We start from the raw sequence: 15,686 nt of genomic DNA, 5'->3' as shown, positions 1-15,686 counted from the left end.
AGAAAAAGTCATGAGTTTATTGAACAAATTAATGGGCAATGCGGCCAGTATTTCTAAAGAAGAATTAGATAAAAAATATGGCCGATTATTAACTGAAACCGAAGAAATTGAATTGGGTTTTTCCTTGTTACGGGATATATTTATGTTTACAAACAAACGACTTATTTTAATAGATATCCAGGGGCTAACCGGGAAAAAACAAGAATATTTATCGCTACCCTATAGGCACATTTCCAGGTTTTCTCTTGAAACTGCAGGCACCTTTGATTTAGACGCCGAATTAAAAATCTGGATTTCCAGTGAAAATGTACCAAGCGTATGTAAACGCTTTAATAAAAGCATAGATATTTATGCCGTACAAAGATATCTTGCCGGGAAAGTAATTTAGAAGTAAGCGGAAGTAAGAAGCAAATAACTGCAAACTTCAAGGGCTGTGTTTAGGACTGAGAATCATTAAATTTTCACCCCTTATAGTGCGGAGTATTTTAATATTTCTTTAGAAAGATTAACTAAAGTTTATTAGAGATTTCATCGCAATGCATATTTCTATTGATACTTTTATAGTAATCAAACACAAGAGATTATGATTTCTATCTGGTATATTCTGTTTTTTATTGTACTCTTTTTTCTTATATTTTTTTGGAGAAAAAGACACGCTAATCGTGATTCTAAGACTGATAACATAAAAGCCAAAAAAGAAGAATTTAACCCGGAGTTTTCATCAAAACCTGAAACTGATGAAGAGGATAAAAACAGTAATACAAAATAAATTTCTACTTAATTTTTTTACTAAAGTTTGGATCAAAAACTTGAAATTCAATTAGCCCTTCTTCTTATTGTAGATTCGTTTTCCGTCCCAAAATTTAACCATCCCAGTTCGTAATTTCCCTATAGTTTCAAATAGTAAGTCTGTTGCTTATATTAGATAAATACTAAAGTCTTTTTGTCTGGAAATTTACGATGCAGAACGTAATCTTCAGAAATAATCATCCTTCCAGCATTTTCTTCAATAGGAAAAAATTAATAAGAAAATTTAGAAATCTGGTTTTCGTTTAACATTTATTCGGAAGAAAAAAATTACTTCAGCGTAGATATTACTGGTACTGAAGCTTGTTTTAAGACCTATTTCTTTCCCGTGCATTATTAACAAAGGTTTTGCCAGAAATTAGTATAAATTATTCCATGTCCTTTCTAATTTTATAATGTAGCCTTGCTTAATCCCTATTTACAAGGTGTTTACAGTGTGGTAATTCAATTTCTGAAAACTGATTACCTGCCTGGAATTTAATTTTAAAACATATAAACTATGATTTCAAATACCATCTGGAATTCTTTTGAAACAGCGCATGAATTTCCGGTTCTAAAAGATAATCTTCAAGTAGATGTAAGTATAATTGGAGGGGGAATTACCGGGATATCTACGGCTTATTTTCTCAAAAAAGCTGGTTTAAAAGTTGCGGTTCTCGATGCAGGAAAGATTGGAATGGGCACCACCGGGCATAGTACGGGAAACCTTTATCATACAGTAGCCGAATTACTTTCTTCGCTAGATTCTAAATATGATGAAACGACTATTAAAAAGGTATTAAAAGCCCGAACTTCAGCTATAGAAATTATAGAAAAAATTATTCACGAGGAAGCGCTAGACTGTGATTTCAAACGGCAACCCATGTATCTTTTCTCTACGGATAATGCCAATAAAATTGAGAAAGAAATTTCGGTTTCGTCCAAACTGGGAGTTTCTCTTGAAGACGTTTCTCCTGAGAAATTTTCTTTTGAAGCCACTAAAATCCTTAAATATCCCAATCAGGCACAGTTTAATCCTTTTTTATATGTAAACCAACTGGCCCATAAGATTAACTCAAAAGAGTGCCAGATTTTTCAGGATTCAAAAGTAGAGGAAGTTGAAAAGTTGGAGCATGGTCATTACAATTTAAATACTGCGAAAGGCGATGTTTCAAGTAAATACTTGGTACATGCCGCGCATAGTTCTAAAGGCATTGATATAAAGTTTGATACTACTTTAGGGCCTTACCGCGAATATGCCGTAGCCGCAAGTTTGAAAACAGAGAATTATCCGCAGGGAATTTTCTGGGAATATAAAGGCAAAGAAAAATACTCTTTCCGTTCTTATAAACGGAATGGAAAGTCTTACGTGATGGCGGTTGGAAAATCTTATAAAGTAGGCCAGTCTGATAATAATTCCGAATTAATGGATTCCCTGGTAAAGTATTTACATGGAAAATTTCCGGTAGAGAAACTCACACATTTTTGGGGTGGTCAAAATTATAAACCTGCAGACCTTTTACCATCTATCGGGAGAAAAGGTACGCATAAAGATGAATTTATAGCCACCGGTTTTTCTACAGACGGATTGATCTATGGAAGCCTTGCCGGAAAAATCATTACCGATTTAATTACCGGAAAGGAAAATGAGTATAAAGAATTATTTAATCCGTTGCGGGTTAATCCGGTAAAATCGTCAAAATCTTTTATCAAGGAAAACCTGAATGTTGCGAAAGAATTTTTCAAAGATCATATCCTGGGAAGTTCTACTGAAGAAATAGAAAAACTAGGCGCGGGAGAAGGTAGAGTAGTGGAGATTGAAGGTAAGAAGTTTGGAGTTTCCCGGGACGTAAATAACCGGTACGAAATAGTATCGGCAAGTTGCACGCATTTGGGATGTGTAATTCATTGGAACGATTTAGAAAAATCCTGGGATTGCCCCTGTCATGGGAGCAGGTTTACACCATCGGGCGAAGTAATTGAAGGTCCAGCAATGGATGCACTGCCGAGAATAAGTGATCACGAGTAAAAAATAATATCCCTATAATTTTAAATTAATAGAAAGTATATAATAACCACCAAAAACAGAAAAATTATGAAAGCATTAGTTTGGCACGGAAGAAACGACGTTAGAATAGACACTGTTCCCGATCCTAAAATCAAAGAACCTACAGATGTTATTCTTAAAATAACTTCTACTGCAATTTGTGGGTCAGATCTTCATATTGTAGATGGAATGGTCCCTACCATGGAAAAAGGAGATATTTTAGGTCACGAATTTATGGGCGAAGTAGTGGAAGCCGGCCGGGAAGTAAAAAAGTTTAAAGTTGGAGACAGGGTAGTGGTTCCTTTTACCATTGCCTGTGGAAATTGTGAGTATTGTGACGATACCCTTTACAGTTTATGTGATAATTCCAATCCTAACCCCGAAAAAGCCAAAGCGAATTTAGGACATTCCATTTCAGGAATTTTTGGATATTCCCATATGCTCGGCGGTTTCGATGGTGGACAGGCAGAATATGTAAGAGTTCCTTATGCTGATGTTGGCCCTATAAAAGTTCCTTCAACTTTAAGCGATGACCAGTCACTTTTTCTATCAGATATTTTCCCTACAGGCTATATGGCAGCTGAAAATGCTGATATTAAAAGAGGAGATACCGTGGCTATTTGGGGCTGTGGTCCTGTTGGACAGTTTGCGATTCAAAGTGCATTTATGTTGGGAGCCGAAAGGGTAATCGCCATAGATTCAGTAAAAGAAAGACTTGATATGGCAAAAAAACATTCCAGGGTAGAGCTTATTAGAACAACCGATAGGGATGATGTTTATGAAAAACTTATGGAAATGACCAATGGCAAAGGCCCCGATTCCTGTATTGATGCAGTAGGAGCAGAAGCTCACGGAGATACGCTTTTTGGAAAGGCTGTAGATAAAACCAAGGAAGTTCTTCAATTACCAATGTCCAGACCTTATGTACTACAACAAATTATGATGAGTTGTAAAAAAGCGGGGACGGTTTCTATTCCGGGGGTTTATATTGGTATGGTTAACGAGATTCCGTTTGGGGCTGCAATGAATAAAGCGCTGACTTTTAAAATGGGACAAACTCATGTTCAGCGTTATTTAAAACCTTTGCTGGATAAAGTAGATGAAGGACTTATTGACCCAAGTTTTATAATTACTCATAGAATGAAGCTGGACGAGGCACCAAAGGCCTATGACCTATTTAAGAAGAAAGAAGATAAATGTGTAAAGGTTGTACTTACACCCTAATTATTCAAATTTTTTATCAGGCCTTTTTCTGGTTTTTTGCAGCCGTAAGGCCTGATTTTTTTTCTTTAATATTTGAGAATTGAATTTATGACCTTTATAAAAGTAATTAACTGGGGGTTTGCCTTTTTTGGATTTTGTATAATGGCTTTTTTCTTATTCAAACTGGACCAGGTGTTCTCAGCAAGTCCTACTGCGGAAACTTCAAAACAAGCGATTCAGAATTTTCAAATTAGTATATGGTGTGGATGGCTTTTAATCACCGGCCCTGCTATTTATTTTAGATGGAAATATGCTAATCATATACTTTTTATAATAGATTATCTTATTGCTATTAGCGCTTTTATCATTTTAGGCATTTATGTAAATAAGGGGACAGAACTTGAATTATGGTCTCTGGGAGATTCTTTTAGAGGAAATATAAGCTTTATGGTAATGAGGAATATTCTGCTTATTTGCGGAATGACGGCCTTTATTCACGCTGCAATCTGGTGGTTTTCTAAAAGATGGCATCGCAGGTAATTTAAAATGAACAATTAATACAAAGAATTTTAATGAAATCCCTGTATTAATTGTTTCACTCTATTATGCACATTGAAATGCTTTGGAGCAGCTTATTTTTTCAAAAATCAGGAATTTTTTGCCACATCCTCAACCCGTTGGGTAGTATCTGCTTTTGTAAGGCTAAGTCTTACAATACTGTTTTCCCTGGCTTTTAGATCGTGGGGTACATTGCCATCCAGAGCAACTAAATCTCCTTTTTCTAAGGCATGTTTTTCTCCATTTACTCCAAAATCAATAGTTCCTTCATATATTTCTACCACGATGGGAAATGGAGTTTTATGTTCTTTAAGGCCCTGTCCTGATTTAAAGGCGATTCTTATTTCTTTACTGACTTCAGTTTCGAATAATACTTTTACCGCCGGCGATTTCTCGCTATATTCCAGATTTTCGGTTAGGGATGCTTTCTTCATTTTATTATTTTTTAAAATTATTTTCTTCAATTTATTTGATTAATCGAGCTTAAAATCTTCCGATGTGGTTTAGGATTATTTATGAGGCTTCAATTTCATCGTTGCCATATACCAGTTCTAAAAAATCTGCTTTGGGTAGGGCGCCAAAGTAATCTTCAATTATTACCGGTTCCAGTAATTTATTGATTTCCTGCCGGTCATACCGCGCGCCCAGCAAAAGATTCTCCAGCTGTGTTACAGGTTCTTTTCCGAAGAAATCTCCATAGATTTTAAAATTTATTATTTCCCCTTTTTCTACAAAAATCCTAAGATCAATTTCGCCTACAGGAAAACGTTTACTGCGCTGAATATTGAATTTAGGAGACTTACCATAGTTCCATTCCCAGGTTCCATATTTTTCATCTTTTAGGGCGTAAACTGCTTTCCATTCTTCGGCAGAGAGATGATAGGTTTCAAAATCTTCACTTTCGTTATATAACCCTTTAAGAATTAACGCCCTAAACTCTTCAATTTCTATTTTTTCTGAGAGGAATTCACTAATGTTTGCTACCCGGCTACGGCTGGATTTGTGTCCTTTAGATTGAATTTTTGTCATTTTTACATTCAGGGCTTTTACAACTTCTTCCAGATCACTATCCAGCAGTAGAGTGCCGTGATGTAACATTCTTTTTCCCGTAGAAAACTGTGCATTTCCTGAAATTTTCTTATCGTTTGCCAACACATCATTCCGGCCTTTTAATTCGGCTGGAATTCCCATTTTTCTAAGAATTTTTATTACCGGCTCGGTAAATTTCGCAAAGTTATTTAAGCTTTTTACATCGTGATTTGTGATAAAACTGAAGTTTAAATTGCCAAAATCGTGATATACGGCACCTCCGCCAGAAACTCTTCTCACCACGTGAAGATCGTTTTCTTCTACATAATCAAAATTAATTTCTTCCAGAGTATTTTGGTTTCGACCAATTATAATAGAAGGTTCATTTATATAAAATAATAAGTAATCATTTTCAGGATTAAAATTACGCAACGCATATTCCTCTAATGCCAGGTTTATCGTGGGATCATTAATTCCTTCGTTATCTATAAAAATCATTTTTCAATTTTTTATTACCAAAAGTGTGATTCTTCAATTTAGAAATTTTTTCGGGTTTTATTTCAATTTTAATTCGGTAACAAAGTAACAGCTATAATAAAGGAAGGTTAATGATTGAAATCATATTAAAACTAAAGTTTTTCGAAAATCGAGATTTTAAAAGTCTTGAAGTTGGTAGAATCTTTCAAATTTGATGAAAAAATGAAGTTTTTTTAGATGTTAGCTTCGTTTTCAAACTTCTAAGCTTAACCATGTAGTAAAAATTAATTATCTTACCGGTTTTTGGTAACAGAACGAAAATATTTACTATTTTATATTTAAAAATTGACTATGGGCAGACCTTCCACAAAAGCTAAAGATTTGAGAGATGGATATTATATTGAAGTCCGGAATAAGAACCAACGAAGCGGTATCAAGATTAGAAGAGATACCAAAGAACAACTGCTGCTTGCTATAGAGGAGTACAAGGAGAGCAAGGAGGTAATTGTTTTAGGAAAATCTGAGAACGGAAAAATGAAAGAGATTCCAGATATTAAAGTTGATTAATCGCTTTTTTTAATTTGAAAGAAAGGAATTGATAAGTGGAATATCTTTTCAGGATTTTTCCCAATTATCGTCTTAAAAACAAAAACCCCGTAAATCTTAGAATTTCGGGGTTTTTTGTTTCAATTTTTTTTAGATAATGAATGCTTAATTAGTTTCTAAAACCAGTTTTCTTCTTTTCTTTTCGCCCTGCAGTAAATTAAGTTCCCGGTTTGTTTGCCCTTCAACAGAAGAATTTTCTTCGGCCCTTCGCAATAAATAAGGAACTACTTCTTTAACGGGGCCAAAAGGTACTAACTTGGCCGTATTATAATCCTTGCTTGCCAAATTATAGCTAATTTGGTCACTCATACCATAAAGCTGGCTAAACCATACCCTGGGATCATCTTTGGCTATTCCCTGGTCTTCCATAGCCTGTAAAGCCAAATAGTTACTCATTTCATTATGTGTTCCAATAAAAACAGCTATATCATCAATATTGTCTAAACAATACGTCATCACATTATTAAAGTTAAGATCGGTAGCTTTTTTGTTTTCGCAAATGGGAGATTTCTTCCCGTATTTTTTTGCACGTTTATTTTCCTTCTCCATATAAGCACCTCGTACAATCTTGGCACCAATTTTAAAACCTTTTTCATTTGCTTTTTTATGCAATGCTTTAAGGTAATCCAGCCGATCCCAGCGGTAGCATTGAAAAGTATTAAAAATAAGAGCTTTATCTTTATTGTACTTTTCCATCATCTCTTTCATAAGATCATCAGCGGCATCCTGCATCCAACTTTCTTCGGCATCAGCATATAAACGTACATTTAGCTTGTAAGCCTCTTCACAAAGGTCTTCCACCCGGGCTTTTGTTTTCTGCCATTCTACTTTTTCTTCCTCGTTAAGGTTAATATGCGAACTAAGCTTATGCCAAATTTCGAAACTTCCCAGGGCGGTAGGTTTAAAAATCGCGAAAGGTATTTCGGTTTCTTCCTGTGCAAATTTGATGAGGTCTTTTTTTACCCGGAAGGCGGCATCAAATTCTTCTTCTGTCTTTTTACCTTCCACAGAATAGTCAAGAATGCTGGAGAGGTTTACCTGGTGCATTTCTTTAATTACCGGTTTGCAATCATCTTTGCTGGTGCCAGCACAAAACTGGTCAAAAATGGTACTTTTTATTAATGGTTGTATAGGAAGTCTTGCCTTTAAAGAGAATTTGGTCAATAAAATTCCAGGTTTAATTAATGAAGGAATTCCCATTACATTAAAGAGAAGCAGCGCTCTATTAAGTTCTAAATCTGTTTTTAATCTAAATGCGGTTTCGGTATCGTTAAATATTTTTTTCTCAATCATAGCCTAAAACTAACTCTTAAACCAGATAGCTAAAAGCGCTTTAGATTAATTTTAACCCACTTTCCCGGTAATACTCAAAAGGGTTCAGATTCGTGCGAATAAAGGTATTAAAACAGTTAATGTTCTTTTTAAATTGTTAAGAAATTTATGACTGAATATATAAAATTAGTAGTTAAGCAAGGTAAGACTTTCTAAGACCTGAAACCAAAATTAAGAGATTGGGTGAACCAGAAGACTTTGCGGGAGCGGTGTTGTATTTTACAGCTCCTATTTCAAACTGGACCAGCGGTCAGGTCTTATTTGTTAATGGAGGTAGTGATAAAACTTTAGACTAAAATTCAGGGTAGAATAAAAAAGTAGCCTTTAACTACTTCTATAATCTTCTAAGTTTCGTAATTAAAACTATGAAAAAGACGAAGATAAGAAGTAGGAATAAAATAGTAATCTGATTATCTAGCCAAATCGAATAATAGAAATTCTTGTGCAAGTATAAAGATGAGGCCAGAGCAAAGAGTATGCATAGCCCCAGAATTTTATATATTTTTAATTGCATAATAACTCTTAAGGAAATCGTATTGTGCTAAATCCAAATTCTATACCTGTATTTAAGATACTTACTAAGAAAGAATATATATTACTGATATGTAATGTTTTATGTGATTGTGTGATGATTTCAAATCATTTTGAAGTGGGGTGAATTGTGCCGGGTGGAGAGAAATTAGCCAGACATTGGAAATGCAAAGAATTTTTCTAATTACCTATATAGAGTAGATTGAACTGGTTTAAATTTGACCGTGTTCTTTTGATGTATTTGTAATTACTAATTCTATCAGTATTAGTTGCTATGTGAAATTTTGGCTAATAGAGAAGGCATTGTTAAAGCTTTTTATTTGACACAATTTTCATATCTTTAAAAAGAACATTAAAAACCAATTATTACTATGGGTAAATTTGAGATTAAAAAAGATAAAGCAGGAGAATTCCGTTTTAACCTAAAGGCCAGAAATGGTCAAGTGATTTTAAGCAGTGAAGGCTACAAAGCAAAGCCTTCTTGTATGAATGGGATAGAGTCTGTTCGGAAAAATTCTCAGTTTGATGAACTTTTTGAACGTAAAGAAACGGCTGCTGGTCATAGATTCAATCTGAAGTCAACCAACGGTCAGGTTATCGGCACAAGCGAAGTTTACACTACCCTAAATGCTATGGAAAATGGAATTACTTCAGTGAAAAAGAATGCACCCGATGCAGGAATAGAGGATAATTCTTAAGTTTTAGATTTTGGATTAATTATAGGTAGTGCTGCTTAAATTATCTTGGTAGAATATTTTTTTGATTTCAAATAAAAGGTTGGATGAGAGCTTCTAGAATGTTATGCTAATGCATTTCAATTTTTGAAGCAAGGTGTTACAGCCGTTAATCACTGTTATTATGATTTTTACCGCCTAAGCCAATAATTTTTGTTTTTTATAAAATTGAGGTCAATTTATCCAAAATTAGTTCGAAATTAAGCATACTTATAAGATACCTTGAATTTTTAAATCCACGAAACTCTTTCCAATATTAATATATGTAAATTAAGTTTGAATCCGGCCGGTCTTAAGAAGAAATTCTGGAGTATATAAAAGTAGTATCCTTTAGCAGAAGAAACATCTCAGCGGATATTTTTCCCGATTTGAATTCGAACTTCCGTTCACTTATAATTTAAGAGAAAAATTCATAGTAATGGTACTAGGATTAGTAGATAAATTTATACCAATTTTTTTGATCTAAAACATTTGCTTTTTAAGTAGAAAAAAGAAGTAAAATAAAGAGAACCTAGAGAAATATAATTGTTTTTTGATTCTTTCATTTACCTCTTCAAGCGCCGTCACATAACCTTTTTCGATGCATTTATTTTAATATCCTAGCTTGATAATACCTATTTAAAAAGTAGGCAAAGCCGAATCAGCTTTATGTTGCTGTCCAGGAAAGGATGTTGTTATTTGAATCTTAAAAAGGAAAGGGGCGAAAGGATGATTTCGAATATGGATCAGGAAACACCACCACTTTGTTGGGAAAAAAACTATGATCTGAATTCCAATCTGGCTTATTTCATCGAAAAATTTTGATCTGTAATGGAGCGATCCGATTTTTTATCTGTTTAGTGTAATGGAAGTCGCAATTTCTTCGATGGTGTCCAAGAACTTTATAGAGAAGCGCTTTTCCCGGAATGGAGCCTTTGCCAATTTACAGGGGTGTAAAAAAAACAGAGGTTGGATTAAGATAGTTCAATTCCCTCTATTAGGAAAGGCAAGGCTGCATAGAGATGTGGAGCCTTTTTATTTTAGGAGGGTAAATACCTCGAGGCTCGCCTCTTTAATAAATGCTATAAAGTTTGAAAACGTGTTCTAATAAAATGCATTGTGGGCTTGCCCCGATGAAATTTATTGTAGTCGCTTTTTCGTTTTATTTCTGCATATTGCAAATATTTTCAGAAGTTTACACTTAATCAAAACTCTAAAATCTTCTACTAAAATCATATTCTTGGTTAAATAATTTTATATTTACGAAATACTAAGGTGTTTTGTTTAAAATATTCCACTATTGGCTCACGGTATAGTAAATAACTCTTTTTTTATCAATCGTCTTAAAAAGGGCGAGAATACTGCCTATGAGACTTTGTTCCGTCTCTATTTCGACAGGCTGTTCTATTTTGCTAAAAGTTACCTGGAAGATGAGGATGAAGCAAAAGAGATTACCCAAAATGTATTTTTCAAATTCTGGAAAAAAAGGGCCTCACTAAATATAGATTCCAATCTGAATGCTTACTTATTCAGAATGACAAAAAATGAATGTTTGGATTATTTTAAGCATCAGAAGGTAAAAGCCAATTACCATGATGTAATTCAAAGAGAAAGAGCTTCCCTTAATCAAACATCCTTACAGGATCACCCAGATCTTCTTCTCATCGAATCAGAATTAGAAGAAAAAGTGAATCAAATTCTGAATGAACTTCCTCCTCGTTGTAAGCAGATCTTTATTAAAAGTCGTTTTGAAGGCTTAAAATATAAGGAGATTTCCAGCGAAATGAATATTTCCATCAAAACTGTAGAACATCAAATCGCTAAAGCTTTGCGCTTATTTCGAAGAGAACTGCAAGAGTATATGGGGCTTTTCTAATAATCTATCAAAAAAAATACTAAAAAAACAAAAACTGAATAGGGGTAACCTTGTTCTGTATCGTCATATCTATATAAGAATTATGAGAAAAGAAGATTTAATACAATTTATAAAAGGTTCAGGAGACAGAAGTTTTCAGGAATCAGTAATAGATTGGGTGAAGGCCTCACCTGAGAACCGTAGGTATTATAATAGAGTAAAAGCTGAGTATGTAAGTAAGTTTCAGATTGATCAAAACGTGGATATAGATAAAGAATTTGATCGATTCCTTTTAAGAAAAAAGCAAGGAATCAATCGGAGCTTAATCCTTAAGATTGCATCGGTAATCTTTATCGCTCTTTTAGCCGGTGGTGGTTGGTATTTAACGGACAGAGAATTATCATCTAGACCCCTGGCTGTGTATGAAGCTAAACCCAGTATTATGGAGGAATACATTCTGCCCGATGGAAGTAAGGTTTTATTAAATTCAGGTAGCATTATAGAAATAGCCTCAGACTTTAACGACTCAGATCGTAACGTTTATCTGGAAGGGGAAGCCTTTTTTGAAATTGAACGGGACACGGCCAGACCTTTTATTGTAAATACTGAGAGCAATTTACAGGTTAAAGTATTAGGAACCAGCTTTAATATTAAGTCGTATAAATCGGATCAAACTATTGAAACTACCTTAGTAAGTGGAAAAGTAGAACTACTTCAAAACACTAAAAACCTGCCTGGTATAGCTCTTTCTCCAGATCAGAAAGCCATCTTTAATAAGGCAGAGGATAAAATAAATATAGAGCAAGTTTCCACTGCTGAAATCATATCTTGGAAGGAAGGGATTCTCATATTTGATAATGAGCCTATACAAAATGTACTTACTAGTCTGGAACGCTGGTACGATGTGAAAATTGAAATTAAAGATAGTGTGATTAACACTTATACATTTTCGGGTAAAGTAAAGCGTAAAACAAATATAGAGGAAGTCCTTGAGTTAATTGAGGCTTCTTCTCCTATAAAATACCAGTTAGATAAAAAACAAAAGATATTTATATTAAGTGAAAACAATTAAAAAGGTAAGGGAAGTGCGGCAACACTCCCCTTACTGTTTAGCATTGTTTCTTTTTGAATGAACCAGAATAATAACTAAACCTTCAAAACTATGAAAAAAAAGTTGAATGGCCCTCTGCCTATTCGTGACACCGATGATTTTTCTAAAAAGTTAATCAGAATTATGAAGATCTATTCCTTAATATTATGTCTCACGATTGTAAAAATATCAGCTTCTAGCTTAACGGTATACGGTCAAAACATTGAATTAAATTATCAGGATACAGAATTGAGAGCTATCCTGTATGATCTTGAAGAACAAACCGATTATAATTTTTTCTATAACAATAAGTTAGTAAATGAGAAAGTGAAAATTAATATCAGTTTTTCCAGTGAGAATGTTCAGGAAGTAATGTCCCAAATTTTAAAATCAACGAATATTAATTTTAGGATAATTAATAATAATATCGTCCTATATAAAGATGATTTTTCAGAGGCTTCAGAATATATAACAGACCATCCCTCAGATCGGTCATTAACCTCGCAGAGTATTTTAGATCCTGATGATTTTCAGCAGGTAGTGGAAGGAAAGGTTCTGGATGACAATGGGCTTCCTTTGCCGGGCGTAAATGTAATAATTCAAAATACCAATACAGGAACGCAAACTGATTTTGATGGCGTTTTTAGCATCGAAGCCGAGGAAGGGGATGTGTTGGAATTTAGTTATGTGGGAATGGAATCACTCACCTACCGAATCACTGATCTGGACTCCCCGATAGAAGTAGTAATGTTGCAAGATGCTGATCAGTTAAGTGAGGTATTAGTAGTTGCATATGGAAAGCAAAGTCGGGCATCATTTACAGGAGCTGCAGTTGATGTAGATGTTAGTAAAATTGACGAATCTCCATTGGCTTCATTTCAAGAAAGCCTTCAAGGTAATGTAGCCGGTTTGCAAATGTCAACCGAGAGCGGTCAACCAGGTGCGGCTCCAAATATTAGGATTAGGGGAATTGGCTCTATTAACGCAAGTTCTGATCCCTTATATGTTATAGATGGGATTCCTGTGATTTCAGGTAATATCTCTCAAATTGCTACCAGTTCCAATACTATTGCTGGAATTAACCCCAAAGATATTGAAAACATAACGGTCTTAAAAGATGCGTCTGCCACCTCCATCTATGGATCAAGAGGTGCAAACGGGGTTATTCTTATTACTACAAAGCAGGGAAAGGAAGGAAAAACAACCTTTGATGTTAGTGCTCAGCGCGGAGTTAGTCAAATGCTCCTACCGGATCGTAATAAACCGCTCAATACCGATCAGCATCTTGAATTACTCATTGAAAGTAGGGTAAATGCTGGTGATACGCCACAAGAGGCAGAAGATTATATATATAGTAATGTTGATCGAACAATTGATACAGACTGGGTAGATGTAATTACCCGAACCGGAAATTATGAGCAGTATAATATTAGCGCGAATGGCGGTTCAGAAAAAACACAATTTTTCGCATCCTTAGGCCTTTATGAGCAGGAAGGAGTGATTATAGGAATTGGCTATAATAAACTGAATGCTAGATTAAATGTAAATCATCAGGCAACCGATAAGCTTAAAATTGATTTTGGGGTTGCTGCAAATAATCAGAAATTAAATACCAATAGCGATGCTGGAAGTGCTCATAATCCAGTAAGGGCATTGGCTAGGGTGGTGCCTTGGGAACCGGTCTATAATGAGGATGGAAGGTATAATACTGATATTCTCCTTACTTATAATCCAGTGGGACTCGTAGAAGAAAATATCCGTGAAACCAAAATTTATGGAATCCTGGGTAATCTTAGTTTAACTTATGATTTTACAGAAAACTTTAGTTTTCAAACAAAAGGAAATGTTGATTTCAATTTAGCGGATGAATTTCGTTTTGATAATCCTGTTTTTGGAGAGGGTAGAAATGACGGTGGTAGGGGGCGAGCCTATAACAATAAAATAATTAATTATAATATCACTAACCTATTAAAGTACAACTGGAGAATTAACGATGATAATAATCTGGATTTTACTTTAGGACAAGAGGCTCAGAAAATTGAAAGAAGTTCTGTTTATGCCTACGTTAGTAATTATGGAGCACCTGGCTTGACAACTTTAGACAATGCGTCTGTTTTTCTCAATGCTACAAATAGTAGAACAGCATCTTCGATTTCCTCTTATTTTATTAATGCCAGTTATGCATTTGGAAATAAATATTATTTGAATGCTACCGGCCGTAGAGATGGTTCTTCGCGTTTTGGTTCTGATGTTAGGTATGCTAATTTTTGGTCTGTGGGAGGGGCCTGGAATATTGCTGCCGAAGATTTCTTGGAGAATGCAGAAGTTGTAAAAGAATTAAAATTGCGCTCCAGTTATGGAGTCAATGGTAACCAGGAAATTGGGGATTTTGCCTCGAGGGGTTTATATTCCACAGGAGCCGATTATAATGGTCAACCAGGATATGTATATAGTCAACAATCAAATCCTGGTTTAACCTGGGAAAAGAATAAACCCTTCAATGTGGGAGTGGACTTTAATTTTAATCATCGTATAACAGGAACTATTGAATATTATAATAGGACAACCACAGATCTTTTATTTCGAGTTCCTATATCTGCTACAAACGGGATAACAAATTTTTTAGCAAACATTGGTGAAATGAAAAACTCGGGTTGGGAGTTTGCACTTAATACTGTAAATATTGATAATCCTGATGGGTTTACGTGGACTAGTAATTTCAATTTTACTTCTAACGAAAATGAAATCACAAAATTGCAGGATGACGAAGCAATAGTTGATGGATATTACAAAAGAGAAGTAGGAGAAGACTTTTATACTTTCTTTATGCCGGGCTTTGCAGGAGCAGATCCTGAAAATGGGGATGCTTTATGGTATACCGATGGCAGTGAAACTAATACTACCAATCAGTATAGCGAAGCGGAACCTTATAAACAAGGTAGCGCATTGCCTGATTTTTATTCTGGATTAACGAACACGTTAACTTATAAGAACTTAAGCTTTTCTTTCATGCTTTACCTAAACTATGGAAATAAAGTTTATGATTATTGGGGTAGGTATACAAACAGTGACGGGAGTGCAAGGCTTAATGACAGAGGCAATATGACACAAAATATCTATGAGAACAGATGGCAAAACCCTGGTGATATCACTGATGTACCTAAAGTGGTTTGGGGTAATTCTCAATCAGGACTTTCAAGCCAACACTCCACAAGATTTCTGTATGATGGTACTTATTTAAGATTACGGGATGTCACCCTATCTTATAATCTGCCTGAAAATTTTATAGAACGTATAAGAGTAAATAATCTGCGGTTATATCTGAAAGGGAATAATCTTTTGACCTGGGTGAAAGACGATAAAATAGAAATGGATCCAGAAGTTGGAATTACAGGTCAATCTGATCTCAGAATTCCTATTTCAAGACAGCTTTTAGTTGGATTAGATCTTTCATTTTAA

13 protein-coding genes are annotated in these 15,686 nt (G+C 34.8%); 10 read left to right on the top strand and 3 right to left on the bottom strand.

Features of this window, described 5'->3' with window-relative positions; all coding sequences use genetic code 11:
• The first annotated feature begins 10 nt into the window (after positions 1 to 10).
• The 5 genes from BM084_RS14810 to BM084_RS14790 all read left to right on the top strand — a co-directional run bounded on the left by BM084_RS14810 (position 11) and on the right by BM084_RS14790 (position 4,576).
• Complete coding sequence (locus BM084_RS14810; protein WP_075327686.1) at positions 11 to 388, top strand: PH domain-containing protein; 378 nt, start codon at positions 11 to 13, stop codon at positions 386 to 388.
• A 195-nt stretch (positions 389 to 583) separates the two neighbouring features.
• Positions 584 to 769, top strand: coding sequence for a hypothetical protein (locus tag BM084_RS14805; protein WP_075327685.1), 186 nt, complete (start codon positions 584 to 586; stop codon positions 767 to 769).
• A gap of 537 nt (positions 770 to 1,306) precedes the next feature.
• Positions 1,307 to 2,815 (top strand): FAD-dependent oxidoreductase, encoded by a 1,509-nt coding sequence (locus tag BM084_RS14800; protein ID WP_075327684.1) that lies wholly within the window; start codon positions 1,307 to 1,309, stop codon positions 2,813 to 2,815.
• 66 nt (positions 2,816 to 2,881) lie between these two features.
• Positions 2,882 to 4,057 (top strand): zinc-dependent alcohol dehydrogenase, encoded by a 1,176-nt coding sequence (locus BM084_RS14795; protein ID WP_075327683.1) that lies wholly within the window; start codon positions 2,882 to 2,884, stop codon positions 4,055 to 4,057.
• Between the two features lie 87 nt (positions 4,058 to 4,144).
• Entirely contained in the window at positions 4,145 to 4,576 is a 432-nt protein-coding gene (locus tag BM084_RS14790; protein ID WP_093305778.1) for a hypothetical protein, read from the top strand.
• Positions 4,577 to 4,683: 107 nt separating this feature from the next.
• Here BM084_RS14790 and BM084_RS14785 read toward each other — a convergent pair whose 3' ends face one another.
• Both BM084_RS14785 and BM084_RS14780 read right to left on the bottom strand, forming a co-directional pair.
• Positions 4,684 to 5,028 (bottom strand): cupin domain-containing protein, encoded by a 345-nt coding sequence (locus tag BM084_RS14785; protein ID WP_093305819.1) that lies wholly within the window; start codon positions 5,026 to 5,028, stop codon positions 4,684 to 4,686.
• Positions 5,029 to 5,107: 79 nt separating this feature from the next.
• Complete coding sequence (locus BM084_RS14780) at positions 5,108 to 6,121, bottom strand: lipoate--protein ligase (protein WP_093305776.1); 1,014 nt, start codon at positions 6,119 to 6,121, stop codon at positions 5,108 to 5,110.
• A 330-nt stretch (positions 6,122 to 6,451) separates the two neighbouring features.
• On the opposite strand from BM084_RS14780, the gene BM084_RS14775 reads away from it, so the two are divergent.
• Positions 6,452 to 6,667: a hypothetical protein gene (locus tag BM084_RS14775; protein WP_075327680.1), complete on the top strand. Its 216-nt coding sequence runs from the start codon at positions 6,452 to 6,454 to the stop codon at positions 6,665 to 6,667.
• A 144-nt stretch (positions 6,668 to 6,811) separates the two neighbouring features.
• Here BM084_RS14775 and BM084_RS14770 read toward each other — a convergent pair whose 3' ends face one another.
• Positions 6,812 to 7,999, bottom strand: coding sequence for a proline dehydrogenase family protein (locus BM084_RS14770; RefSeq protein WP_093305774.1), 1,188 nt, complete (start codon positions 7,997 to 7,999; stop codon positions 6,812 to 6,814).
• Positions 8,000 to 8,940: 941 nt separating this feature from the next.
• Between BM084_RS14770 and BM084_RS14765 the strand changes: the two genes are divergently transcribed.
• The 4 genes from BM084_RS14765 to BM084_RS14745 all read left to right on the top strand — a co-directional run bounded on the left by BM084_RS14765 (position 8,941) and on the right by BM084_RS14745 (position 15,686).
• Positions 8,941 to 9,267, top strand: coding sequence for a YegP family protein (locus BM084_RS14765; RefSeq protein ID WP_093305772.1), 327 nt, complete (start codon positions 8,941 to 8,943; stop codon positions 9,265 to 9,267).
• A gap of 1,315 nt (positions 9,268 to 10,582) precedes the next feature.
• Positions 10,583 to 11,158, top strand: coding sequence for an RNA polymerase sigma-70 factor (locus tag BM084_RS14755; RefSeq protein ID WP_177195719.1), 576 nt, complete (start codon positions 10,583 to 10,585; stop codon positions 11,156 to 11,158).
• Positions 11,159 to 11,240: 82 nt separating this feature from the next.
• Positions 11,241 to 12,209 carry a FecR family protein gene (locus BM084_RS14750; RefSeq protein WP_093305770.1) on the top strand — a complete coding sequence of 323 codons (969 nt, stop codon included), beginning with the start codon at positions 11,241 to 11,243 and terminating at the stop codon, positions 12,207 to 12,209.
• 90 nt (positions 12,210 to 12,299) lie between these two features.
• A complete protein-coding gene (locus BM084_RS14745; RefSeq protein WP_218152254.1) occupies positions 12,300 to 15,686 on the top strand; it encodes a SusC/RagA family TonB-linked outer membrane protein in 3,387 nt (1,128 codons plus the stop codon).

Origin of the sequence: Salegentibacter agarivorans, assembly GCF_900113135.1 — a bacterium.
Lineage (GTDB): Bacteria > Bacteroidota > Bacteroidia > Flavobacteriales > Flavobacteriaceae > Salegentibacter > Salegentibacter agarivorans.
This window is presented reverse-complemented; position numbering and strand designations above follow the sequence as displayed.

Coding starts and splice junctions, on each gene's coding strand:
- BM084_RS14785 (WP_093305819.1), bottom strand. CDS start 5,028: ATGAAGAAAGCATCCCTAACCGAAAATCTGGAATATAGCGAGAAATCG.
- BM084_RS14775 (WP_075327680.1), top strand. CDS start 6,452: ATGGGCAGACCTTCCACAAAAGCTAAAGATTTGAGAGATGGATATTAT.
- BM084_RS14770 (WP_093305774.1), bottom strand. CDS start 7,999: ATGATTGAGAAAAAAATATTTAACGATACCGAAACCGCATTTAGATTA.
- BM084_RS14750 (WP_093305770.1), top strand. CDS start 11,241: ATGAGAAAAGAAGATTTAATACAATTTATAAAAGGTTCAGGAGACAGA.
- BM084_RS14810 (WP_075327686.1), top strand. CDS start 11: ATGAGTTTATTGAACAAATTAATGGGCAATGCGGCCAGTATTTCTAAA.
- BM084_RS14805 (WP_075327685.1), top strand. CDS start 584: ATGATTTCTATCTGGTATATTCTGTTTTTTATTGTACTCTTTTTTCTT.
- BM084_RS14780 (WP_093305776.1), bottom strand. CDS start 6,121: ATGATTTTTATAGATAACGAAGGAATTAATGATCCCACGATAAACCTG.
- BM084_RS14745 (WP_218152254.1), top strand. CDS start 12,300: ATGAAAAAAAAGTTGAATGGCCCTCTGCCTATTCGTGACACCGATGAT.
- BM084_RS14765 (WP_093305772.1), top strand. CDS start 8,941: ATGGGTAAATTTGAGATTAAAAAAGATAAAGCAGGAGAATTCCGTTTT.
- BM084_RS14800 (WP_075327684.1), top strand. CDS start 1,307: ATGATTTCAAATACCATCTGGAATTCTTTTGAAACAGCGCATGAATTT.
- BM084_RS14795 (WP_075327683.1), top strand. CDS start 2,882: ATGAAAGCATTAGTTTGGCACGGAAGAAACGACGTTAGAATAGACACT.
- BM084_RS14790 (WP_093305778.1), top strand. CDS start 4,145: ATGACCTTTATAAAAGTAATTAACTGGGGGTTTGCCTTTTTTGGATTT.